Origin of the sequence: Aeromicrobium sp., from assembly GCF_025965075.1 — a bacterium.
GTDB lineage: Bacteria > Actinomycetota > Actinomycetes > Propionibacteriales > Nocardioidaceae > Aeromicrobium.
Genome location: NZ_JAOPXQ010000228.1, coordinates 1 through 9,645, shown reverse-complemented (window position 1 = coordinate 9,645; position 9,645 = coordinate 1). Strand labels below are relative to the sequence as shown.

General features: G+C 69.4%; 7 protein-coding genes and 1 pseudogene. 4 read left to right on the top strand and 4 right to left on the bottom strand.

The annotated features are described in order from the left end of the window. The 3 genes from JWQ91_RS13860 to JWQ91_RS13850 all read right to left on the bottom strand — a co-directional run. A partial coding sequence (locus JWQ91_RS13860) for a CocE/NonD family hydrolase (RefSeq protein ID WP_297785247.1) occupies positions 1-1,274 on the bottom strand: 1,274 nt, incomplete at its 3' end. Between the two features lie 51 nt (positions 1,275-1,325). Continuing rightward, the gene (locus JWQ91_RS13855; protein WP_297785245.1) at positions 1,326-2,207 is read right to left on the bottom strand and encodes a MaoC/PaaZ C-terminal domain-containing protein; all 882 of its coding nucleotides are present in this window, start codon (positions 2,205-2,207) and stop codon (positions 1,326-1,328) included. Between the two features lies 1 nt (position 2,208). Then, on the bottom strand, positions 2,209-3,558 hold the full coding sequence (locus tag JWQ91_RS13850) for a 3-oxoacyl-ACP reductase (RefSeq protein WP_297785242.1): 1,350 nt from the start codon (positions 3,556-3,558) through the stop codon (positions 2,209-2,211). 147 nt (positions 3,559-3,705) lie between these two features. On the opposite strand from JWQ91_RS13850, the gene JWQ91_RS13845 reads away from it, so the two are divergent. Continuing rightward, positions 3,706-5,061 carry an acetyl-CoA C-acetyltransferase gene (locus JWQ91_RS13845; RefSeq protein WP_297785239.1) on the top strand — a complete coding sequence of 452 codons (1,356 nt, stop codon included), beginning with the start codon at positions 3,706-3,708 and terminating at the stop codon, positions 5,059-5,061. Between the two features lie 228 nt (positions 5,062-5,289). On the opposite strand, the gene JWQ91_RS13840 is transcribed toward JWQ91_RS13845, so the two are convergent. Then, positions 5,290-5,946, bottom strand: a complete 657-nt coding sequence (locus tag JWQ91_RS13840; protein WP_297785236.1) for a TetR/AcrR family transcriptional regulator — start codon at positions 5,944-5,946, stop codon at positions 5,290-5,292. Positions 5,947-5,995: 49 nt separating this feature from the next. Between JWQ91_RS13840 and uvrB the strand changes: the two genes are divergently transcribed. The 3 genes and pseudogenes from uvrB to JWQ91_RS13825 form a co-directional block, all read left to right on the top strand. After that, on the top strand, positions 5,996-8,077 hold the full coding sequence (gene uvrB / locus JWQ91_RS13835; RefSeq protein WP_297785233.1) for an excinuclease ABC subunit UvrB: 2,082 nt from the start codon (positions 5,996-5,998) through the stop codon (positions 8,075-8,077). Between the two features lie 14 nt (positions 8,078-8,091). Continuing rightward, entirely contained in the window at positions 8,092-8,868 is a 777-nt protein-coding gene (locus tag JWQ91_RS13830) for a hypothetical protein (RefSeq protein WP_297785230.1), read from the top strand. A gap of 241 nt (positions 8,869-9,109) precedes the next feature. Continuing rightward, positions 9,110-9,645: pseudogene (locus JWQ91_RS13825) on the top strand (hypothetical protein); the annotation flags it as partial.

The following is a 9,645-nucleotide window of genomic DNA, read 5'->3' as shown; positions in this document are numbered from 1 at the left end:
TAGACCTCGGACGTACCGTCCGTCGGGGTGCCGGTCGTCAGGCCTCCGGGAGCGCCCAGCGGGGTCGACGTGCCCGTCAGGCGCAGCGTCGCGCCCTCGAGCGAGGAGCCGATCCACGTCGAGTCCCGCCGCCACGCGCCGGTGCCCTGCTCGTAGTAGGTCAGGTCCGAGATGTCCTGGTCGAGCGCCGCGTCCTTCTTGCCCTTGAGGTAGTGATCGAACCAGCGGAGCTGCAGCTGGCCCAGCGTGCCGTAGCCGGCCTGGTCGAGCCCCTGGCCGCCCGAGGCCTGGATGTGGTCCCACGGGCCGACGACCATCTTGGTGGGGACGCCGCGCCGGTCAAGGTTCTCGAACAGCAGGGGAGTGCCTCGCTGGAACAGGTCGTACTCGCCGGACACGAAGAATGCCGGCACCTTGACCTTGTCGATCACGTTGATGACCGAGCGCTCGTCGTAGAACGGGCCGTCGTACGCCGGCTCACCGCCCCCGAGTGCCTTGACGAGCAGCGGCACCGTGAAGGTCGCGGCTCCCGTCAGGTGGTCGAGCAGCGACACGAGGGCCGAGCGCGGATCGGTCGGGGCGACGGCCGGCGGGATCAGCCCGGTCGTCGTGACGAGTCCCAGCCACAGCGGAATGAAGCCGACGTCGATCTGGCCGCCGGAGGCGACGACGTCGCGGTAGACGTCCGCGCCGGGGACCTGCGGGAAGATCGCCTTGAGGCCGGGCGGCTGGGCGGCGGCGGCCCAGAGCTGGCTGATGCCCATGTAGGACGGTCCCGACATGCCGGTGATGCCGTTGCTCCACGGACGCTTGGACGAGTGTGCCCAGGTCATGATCTCGCCGCCGTCCTTGTTCTCCCGGGCGGCGAACGCGTTCCACTGTCCCTCGGAGCTGCCGGTGCCGCGGGCGTCCACCGTGAGGTGGACGTAGCCGCGCTTGACGAGGTACGTCGGGTCGGCGCCGGCGAGCCCGCCGCCGCTGCCGAGGACGGTCTTGTTGTAGGCCGTGATGGTCACGATGACCGGCAGCCGCTTCGCGACAGCCCTGCCGCTCGCGTCGGCCGGACGTGTCACGTCACCGCGCAGGATCGTGCCGTCCGACATCGGGATCGCGACATCCTTCTCCGTGACGGTCGACGGGTACTGCTCGGCGCGCGGCTTCCACCTCGCGGCCGCAGCCTGTGCCTGCCCCAGGGTCAGCGAGGAGCCGAGCAGGGCGACGGTCAGGCCGAGCACCGTCAGGAGGCGGGCGAGGACATGGCGACGAGCGTTCACGAGTTCCCTCCAGAGATCGTTGATGTGCTCAACGAACCCGGTAACTCGAAGTTACGATTGGGTGACGACGCGCCCCATCAGGTGCGTGACCGGCTTGCGGGAGCCCTTGACGCCGAGCACCAGGCCGTCGTCGGTCTGCCGCGACCCGAAGACAACCGTGCCGGGCAGCAGGATCGGCTTGCGGAACTCGACGTCGTTCGCGAACGCGGCCGGCAGCTTGTGCTGCACCGCCGAGAGGCTGCGGGCCAGGGTCCACATGCCGTGGGCGATGTTGCTCTTGAAGCCGAACGCGCGCGCCGTCAACGGGTGGAGGTGGATCGGGTTGCGGTCGCCCGAGACCGCGCCGTAGCGGCGGCCGAGGTCCCCGCCGAGCTTCCAGTGCACGACGCCGTCGGGAGCATCGAGCCCCGCGAGCGGTGCCGTCGTGGTCTCGGCGGAGCCGCCCTTGTGACGGGAGAACAGCGTCATGGTCTCCTCCCACACGAGCTCGTCGCCCACCCGGACAGCGGTGAGGATGTCGATCAGTGAGCCCTTGGGGTGTGGCCGCAGGTCCGCGGCGTGCACCGAGACGTCGAGCAGCTCGGTGATCCCGATCGGCCGGTGCTGCACGATCGTGTTGCGCAGGTGCACCAGGCCCATGGGCGCGAACGGGAACGCCGTGTCGGTCATCAGCGTCATGTGCAGGCCGAACGCCGCCATGTGCGGGTAGGTCGCCGGCAGGACGTCCGAGCGGGGGAACCCACACACCTCGTTGTACGTCTCGAGGTGCGTGGGGTCCGTCGCGACGCCGGGTCGCTCCAGCACGAGGTCGGGCACCGTGCCCTGGTCGTGCCTGATGCCCGGCAGCCCGCCGACGACGGGGATCGCCGGCAGGGCCGCCTTGAGCATCAGCGGCGCCGTGGCGGGCGCCTTGGTGAAGACGCGCGTCGTCACGTCAGGCGCCGATCAGGGCCTGGCCGCACACCCGGACGACGTTGCCCGAGATCGCCGACGAGCCCGGGTTGGCGTACCACGCGATGGCCTCGGCGACGTCGATCGGCTGACCGCCCTGCGACAGCGAGCTGAGCCGGCGTCCCGCCTCCCGGATGCCCAGCGGCATGGTCTTGACCATGTCGGTCTCGATGAAGCCGGGAGCGATCGCGTTGACCGTGATGCCGTCCTTCGCGACCCGCTTCGACAGGTCCTGGACGAAGCCGATGACGCCGGCCTTGGCCGTGCCGTAGCTGGTCTGCCCGTTGTTGCCCGCGATGCCGGCGATCGAGGAGATGCCGATGACCCGGCCGCCCCGGCGGAGCAGCTTCTGGTCGAGCAGCTCGGCCGTGATGCGCTGGGGCGCGCCGACGCTGATGTCGATCACGAGGTCCCAGTTCTCCGTCAACATGTTCTTGAGCCGTTTGTCGCGGGTGATGCCGGCGTTGTGCACCACGATGTCGACGCCGTCATGGGCGTCCCTGATCGCCTGAGCGATGACCTGCGGCGCGTCGGCAGCGGTGATGTCCTCGGCGATCGAGGTGCCACCCAGCTCGGCCATGACGACGTCGAGCTCGGCCTTGAGCGCGGGGACGTCGAGTCCGACGATCTCGGCGCCGTCACGGTGCAGCGTGCGGGCCATCGCGGCGCCCAGCCCGCGGGAGGCACCGGTGATCAGTGCGACCTTGCCGGCCAGCGGCTTGGCCGGGTCGCCGACCGGGTCGGCGTCGAGGAGCTCGGTCAGGCCCAGGCGAACGACCTGGCCGGAGACGAAGGCGGACTTGGGGGAGAGGAGGAACTCGAGCGTCGAGCCGAGGGCGGACTCGCTGCCCTGTCCGACGTACACCAGGTTGGCCGTGCTGCCGTTGCCACCGACCTCCTTGCCCGCGGAGCGGACGAAGCCCTCGAGGGCGCGCTGCGCGATGGCGGCGGTCTCGGAGGTGGCCTGCTCGGGCAGTGAGCCGATCACGATCAGGCGGCCCGACGAGGCGAGGCTGCGCAGCGCGGGGGTGAAGAACTGCTGCATCGTCGCCAGGCCGGCGGTGTCGGTGATGCCGGTGGCATCGAACACCAGGCCCTTGTAACGCTTGCCGTCGGCGCGGACGCCGACCGTCTCGATGCCGCTGGACTTGAGCGTCGTGTTGAGCGTCGTGCCGAGCGTGCCCTTCGGCGCCGCGCCGATCAGCACGGTGCCCTTGACCAGGGGATCGCCCTCGGTCCAGCGCTCCAGCACCGGGGGATTGGGCAGACCCAGGTTCTTGACGACGAACTTGCCGATCGGGTTGTGCGCGAGCGACTGGTAGCGATCAGTCATGGCTGGGGTGTGTCCTATCTCTCGGATACCATTGGTATCTGGAATGCTGCTGAAACTGTAGCCTCAGGAATCGGCGCCAGTCCACCGCACCGCATGCGGCGCTGATCACGTTCACCACCATCGTTCACGAAGATCGAGGAGACCGCCATGGCGGACACCACCCCAGCCAAGAAGGCCCCGGCCAAGAAGACCGCCACTGCCCGCTCTGCCGCGGCGAAGCCGCAGGAAGTCCGGCGCGTCGCGGTCATCGGCGGCAACCGGATCCCGTTCGCCCGCTCCAACACCGTCTACACCGACGCCTCCAACCAGGAGATGCTGACCTCGGCGCTCGACGGCCTGGTCGACCGGTTCGGCCTGCAGGGTGAGCGGGTCGGCGAGCTCGCCGCCGGCGCCGTCCTCAAGCACAGTCGCGACTTCAACCTGGCCCGCGAGACGGTGCTGGGCTCGAAGCTCTCGCCCGACACCCCCGCGTTCGACGTCCAGCAGGCCTGCGACACCGGGATCCAGGCTGCGGTCCTGGTCGCCAACAAGATCGCGCTCGGCAAGATCGAGACCGGCATCGCCGGCGGCTCGGACACGACCTCGGACGCGCCACTGGCCGTCGGCGAGAAGCTTCGCAAGATCCTGCTCGAGGCCAACCGGGCCAAGGACAACAAGGGTCGCCTCTCGGCCCTCGCCAAGATCCGTCCGGCGTACCTCGCCCCCGACCAGCCGCGCAACGCCGAGCCCCGCACGGGCCTGTCGATGGGTGACAGCCAGGCCATCACGACCAAGGAGTGGGGCATCACCCGCGAAGCGCAGGACGAGCTCGCCGTGGCGTCGCACGTCAACCTCGCGGCGTCGTACGACGAGGGCTGGCAGGACGACCTGGTGACCCCGTTCCAGGGCGTCACGAAGGACAACAACCTGCGCCCCGACTCGAGCGTCGAGAAGCTGGCGAAGCTCAAGCCGGTCTTCGGCAAGGGTGAGGGCGCGACCATGACGGCCGCGAACTCGACCCCTCTGTCGGACGGCGCCTCGGTTGTCCTGCTCGCGTCGGAGGATGCCGCTGCGAAGCACGGCTGGACCCCCGAGGCGTACTTCGTCGACTACGAGACGGCCGCCGTCGACTACGTCTCCGGTGCCGAGGGGCTGCTGATGGCCCCGGTCTACGCCGTGCCGCGCATGCTCGCGCGCCAGGGCCTGACGCTGCAGGACTTCGACTTCTACGAGATCCACGAGGCGTTCGCCGGCCAGGTGCTGACGACCCTCGCGGCGTGGGAGGACCCGGCGTACTGCAAGGACAAGCTGGGCCTCGACGTGCCGCTCGGCTCGATCGACCGCAGCAAGCTCAACGTCAAGGGCTCGTCCCTCGCCGCAGCGCACCCGTTCGCGGCGACCGGTGGGCGCATCGTCGCCAACCTGGCGAAGCTGCTGCACCAGAAGGGCCCGGGCAGCCGCGGCCTGATCTCGATCTGCGCCGCCGGTGGCCAGGGCGTCGTGGCGATCCTCGAAGGCGCCTGAGACACGAGCCAGGTGAGCGGTGCGCTAGCGTCCAAGAAGGTGAGCTGAGTGGACGCCAGCGCACCGCCCTGCGGCGTTGCTGGACGCTCGGGTGCCTCCCGGTCGGGGGCGCCAGCTCGTCGCCCAGGTGAGGGTGGATCCACCACCTCATTCGTCGACATGGGGTGGCAAGCTCACCGACGCCCCCGGCTGCTAGAGCCCCCGCGGCGTCGGGGAGGACCAGCTGGGTCAGGACCTGTCGCCGCGGGCCATCGCGATGGCGGCCATCGTCACCAACGACTTGACCTCGTCGAACGGCACGGAGTCGGTCACCGGCAGCCCGGCGTTGTGCTCGCGGACCGCGAGCTGGAGCGTCACGAGGTTGAGGACGCCGAGGGCCTGCGTGTAGAAGATGTTGGCCAGCAGGTCGGGGTCGCGGACCGCGAAGTCGCCGGTGGCGACGCCCGCCTCGAGGACCCGCACGACGTGGTTGAGGCATGCGGCCATCGCGGTGCCCAGCTGGAGCATGACCTTCTCGCTGACCTCCTCGATCAGCTCGTCACCGCGGCGTCGCAGGAGCGCCTGCGCGCAGTCGACGAAGGCCGGCAGGCGGGCGCCGAAGTCGAGGAACACCGTCGTCAGGCGGCCGAGGCGGGCCTCCGGGGTCGCGTCCGCGTCGTCGCCGGCGGTCAGGAGGCTGTCGAGCTCGCGCAGATAGCTCACGAGGGTCTCGGCGAACAGCTCCTCCTTGCCGGAGAAGTGCCGGTAGATGATGGCGCGGTTGATCCCGACGGCTCGGGCGATGTCCTCGATCTGGGCGTCCCTCACGCCTCGCTCGTCGAACAGCTTCCGTGTCGCCTCGAGAATCTCTCGCTTCCGCGCCGCGCGGCGTTCCGAGACAGGCATGGCTTCCACTTTAGAGTGCTTTGTCGGTGGGGGGCCGTAGGCTCGACGTATGAGGTCAGTGTCCGAGCTCCGGCGCCAGGTGGCGCCCATCGAAGTCGTCTCCGACTACCAGCCGGCGGGTGACCAGCCCGCGGCGATCGCCGAGATCACCAAGCGCCTCCGTGGTGGCGAGCAGGACGTCGTGCTGCTGGGCGCGACCGGCACCGGCAAGACCGCGACGACGGCGTGGTTGGCCGAGCAGCTGCAGCGGCCGATGCTCGTCATGATGCCCAACAAGCTGCTCGCCGCCCAGTTCGCCAACGAGCTGCGCGAGCTGCTGCCCAACAACGCGGTGGAGTACTTCGTCTCCTACTACGACTACTACCAGCCCGAGGCCTACATCGCGCAGAGCGACACCTACATCGAGAAGGACTCCTCGATCAACGAGGAGGTCGAGCGGCTGCGGCACTCGGCCACGTGGTCGCTGCTGACCCGTCGCGACGTCATCGTCGTGGCGACGGTGTCGTGCATCTACGGCCTCGGCTCGGCGCAGGAGTACCTCGAGCGCATGATCGGCTTCAAGGTCGGTGAGGAGCTCCCGCGCGAGCAGCTGCTCCGCACGCTCGTCGAGGCGCAGTACGTCCGCAACGACGTCAGCAGCACCCGCGGCACGTTCCGGGTCAAGGGCGACACCGTCGAGATCTTCCCGGTCTACCAGGAGCACGCCGTGCGGGTGGAGTTCTTCGGCGACGAGATCGAGCGCCTCATGACGCTGCACCCGTTGACCGGCGAGATCCTCAGCGACGACCAGGAGCTCTTCGTCGGCTCGGCGACCCACTACGCGGCCGGGCCCGCGACGATGCACCGGGCGATCGAGACGATCCAGGTGGAGCTCGAGGAACGGCTCGCCGAGCTCGAGGGCGCCGGCAAGCTCCTCGAGGCGCAGCGGCTGCGGATGCGCACGACGTACGACATCGAGATGATGCAGCAGGTCGGCACGTGCGCCGGCATCGAGAACTACTCGCGGCACATGGACCAGCGGGGACCCGGCACCCCCGGCCACTGCCTGCTCGACTACTTCCCCGAGGACTTCGTGCTCGTGGTCGACGAGTCCCACGTGACGATCCCGCAGATCGGCGCGATGTACGAGGGCGACATGTCCCGCAAGCGCTCCCTCGTCGAGCACGGCTTCCGCCTGCCGAGCGCGATGGACAACCGGCCGCTCAAGTGGCCGGAGTTCCTCGAGCGCATCGGGCAGACCGTCTACCTGTCGGCCACGCCCGGCAACTACGAGATGGAGAAGGTCAAGGACGACGTCGTCCAGCAGATCATCCGCCCGACCGGCCTGGTGGACCCCGAGGTCATCGTCAAGCCGACCAAGGGACAGATCGACGACCTCATCACCCAGATCCGCGCCCGCACCGACAAGGAGGAGCGGGTCCTGGTCACGACGCTGACCAAGAAGATGTCCGAGGACCTGACCGACTACCTCCTCGAGGCCGGGATCCGCACCCGCTACCTGCACAGCGAGGTCGACACGCTGCGACGCGTCGAGCTGCTGCGGGAGCTGCGGATGGGGGAGTACGACGTGCTGGTCGGCATCAACCTGCTCCGGGAGGGCCTCGACCTCCCGGAGGTCAGCCTCGTCGCGATCCTCGACGCCGACAAGGAGGGCTTCCTGCGCTCGGGCCGCTCCCTGATCCAGACGATCGGCCGTGCGGCACGCAACGTGTCGGGTCAGGTCATCATGTACGCCGACCGGATCACCGACTCGATGGGCTGGGCGATCGACGAGACCAACCGCCGCCGGGCGATCCAGGTCGCCTACAACACCGAGCACGGACTGGACCCGACGCCGCTGCGCAAGAAGATCGGCGACATCACCGACATGCTGGCCCGCGAGGACGCCGACACCGCGACGCTGCTCGCGGCGACGGGCGACAAGCGGCGCAAGGGCGCGCCCGTCCCGCTGGGCCACACCGCGGACCTGGCCAACCTCCCGTCCGGCGAGCTGGCCGACCTGATCGAGCAGCTCAGCGAGCAGATGCGCTCCGCCGCGGCCGAGCTCCAGTTCGAGGTCGCCGCCCGCCTGCGTGACGAGATCGGAGACCTCAAGAAGGAGCTCCGCAGCATGCTGCGGGCCGGCGTCTAGTCCAGACTGTCCCCGTGACCGACGTCCTGGAGAACTCACGTGTCCGTGCCGTGGTCGACCCCGAGCGGGGAGCCCGCCTGACGAGCCTACGGATCGACGGCCACGAGGTGCTCGGCGCCGCCTCGGCGCCCGGCGTGGACCCCGCCATCGCGGACGGCATCTTCGCGATGGTGCCGTGGGCCGGCCGGGTCCGTGACGGTGTGGTCGTGGCCGACGGCGTCGCGCACCAGCTGCCGCAGGCCGACGGGCCCAACGCGCTGCACGGACTGGGGCACGTACGCCCGTGGCGACGCAGCGGCGAGGGCACCTATGCCGTCGACCTGGGGGGGCCGTGGCCCACCCAGGGCATCGCGACCCTGCGCTACGCACTGCTCGACGCGGGAGTGCGGATCGAGCTCACGTGGGACGACGGCACGGACCGGCCGTGCTCGATCGGCCTGCACCCGTGGTTCCGCCGCCGGCTCGACACCGGCGGCGAGCTCGAGGCCGACCTGCGGCCCACCACGATGGTCGAGCGCGGAGCCGACGGCCTGCCCACCGGCGAGCTCGTCGCAGCCCGGCCGGGACCGTGGGACGACTGCTTCACCCTCGCCGCCGATCCGGTCCTGACCTGGTCCGACGCGCTGCACCTCACGCTGCGCTCGTCCGCCGACTGGTGGGTCGTCTACGACGAGCCGGGCGACACGATCTGCGTCGAGCCGCAGACGACACCGCCCGACGCGTTCGGGCACCCGACGCTGCACCCCGCCGACGGCTGGCCGCACACCGTGTGGCTGGAGATCACGGCCTAGCACCTCTCGACGGATCCACCCTGAGGCTTCGTGGTCGACGTCGCCACCGGGGCGATCGACCAGGTCTGACCTCGGTGATTGGCCCCCTCGGGGCCGCGCCTGCAAGAATGGTCCCCGGAGGGGAGTATTCCCCGATCGCAGTGTCGTCATCACGGTGATTCTCAGCAGTCACCCGGTGTTGCGGGCCGCTTCTCGCGGCGGAAGAGACCTCCGGCGTGCTCGACGACCGGAGGAATTCACCGTGCATCTATCCCAAGCCACGTCATCGGCTGCCGAGAACATCGGCATGTCGGTGTCCCAGACCGAGTGGATCGTGACGATCACCGTCACGCTCGCCGTGCTGCTGTTCGACATCATCATCGTCGCCCGCAAGCCGCACGAGCCGACGCTCAAGGAGTGCGCGATCTACCTCTCCGGCTACGTCGGTCTGGCGATCGCGTTCGGCATCTGGGTCATGATCCACCACGACGTGACGCCGGGACCGGGCCAGAAGGGCGGCGACTTCGGCCTGCAGTTCTTCGCCGGCTGGCTGACCGAGTACAGCCTGTCGATCGACAACCTGTTCATCTTCATCATCATCATGGCGAGCTTCAAGGTGCCGAGGAAGCTGCAGCAGGAGGCACTGCTGGTCGGCATCGTCATCGCGTTGGTGTTCCGTGGCATCTTCATCGCGTTGGGCGCGGTCGCGATCAACAACTTCGCCTGGATCTTCTACGTCTTCGGCGCGTTCCTGCTCTACACCGCGTGGACGCTGGCCAAGGACACCGAGCACGACGA

Bases quoted from the DNA above. Each gene is read 5' to 3' on its own strand.
- uvrB (WP_297785233.1), top strand. From the start codon at position 5,996: ATGAGGTCAGTGTCCGAGCTCCGGCGCCAGGTGGCGCCCATCGAAGTC.
- JWQ91_RS13850 (WP_297785242.1), bottom strand. From the start codon at position 3,558: ATGACTGATCGCTACCAGTCGCTCGCGCACAACCCGATCGGCAAGTTC.
- JWQ91_RS13840 (WP_297785236.1), bottom strand. From the start codon at position 5,946: ATGCCTGTCTCGGAACGCCGCGCGGCGCGGAAGCGAGAGATTCTCGAG.
- JWQ91_RS13845 (WP_297785239.1), top strand. From the start codon at position 3,706: ATGGCGGACACCACCCCAGCCAAGAAGGCCCCGGCCAAGAAGACCGCC.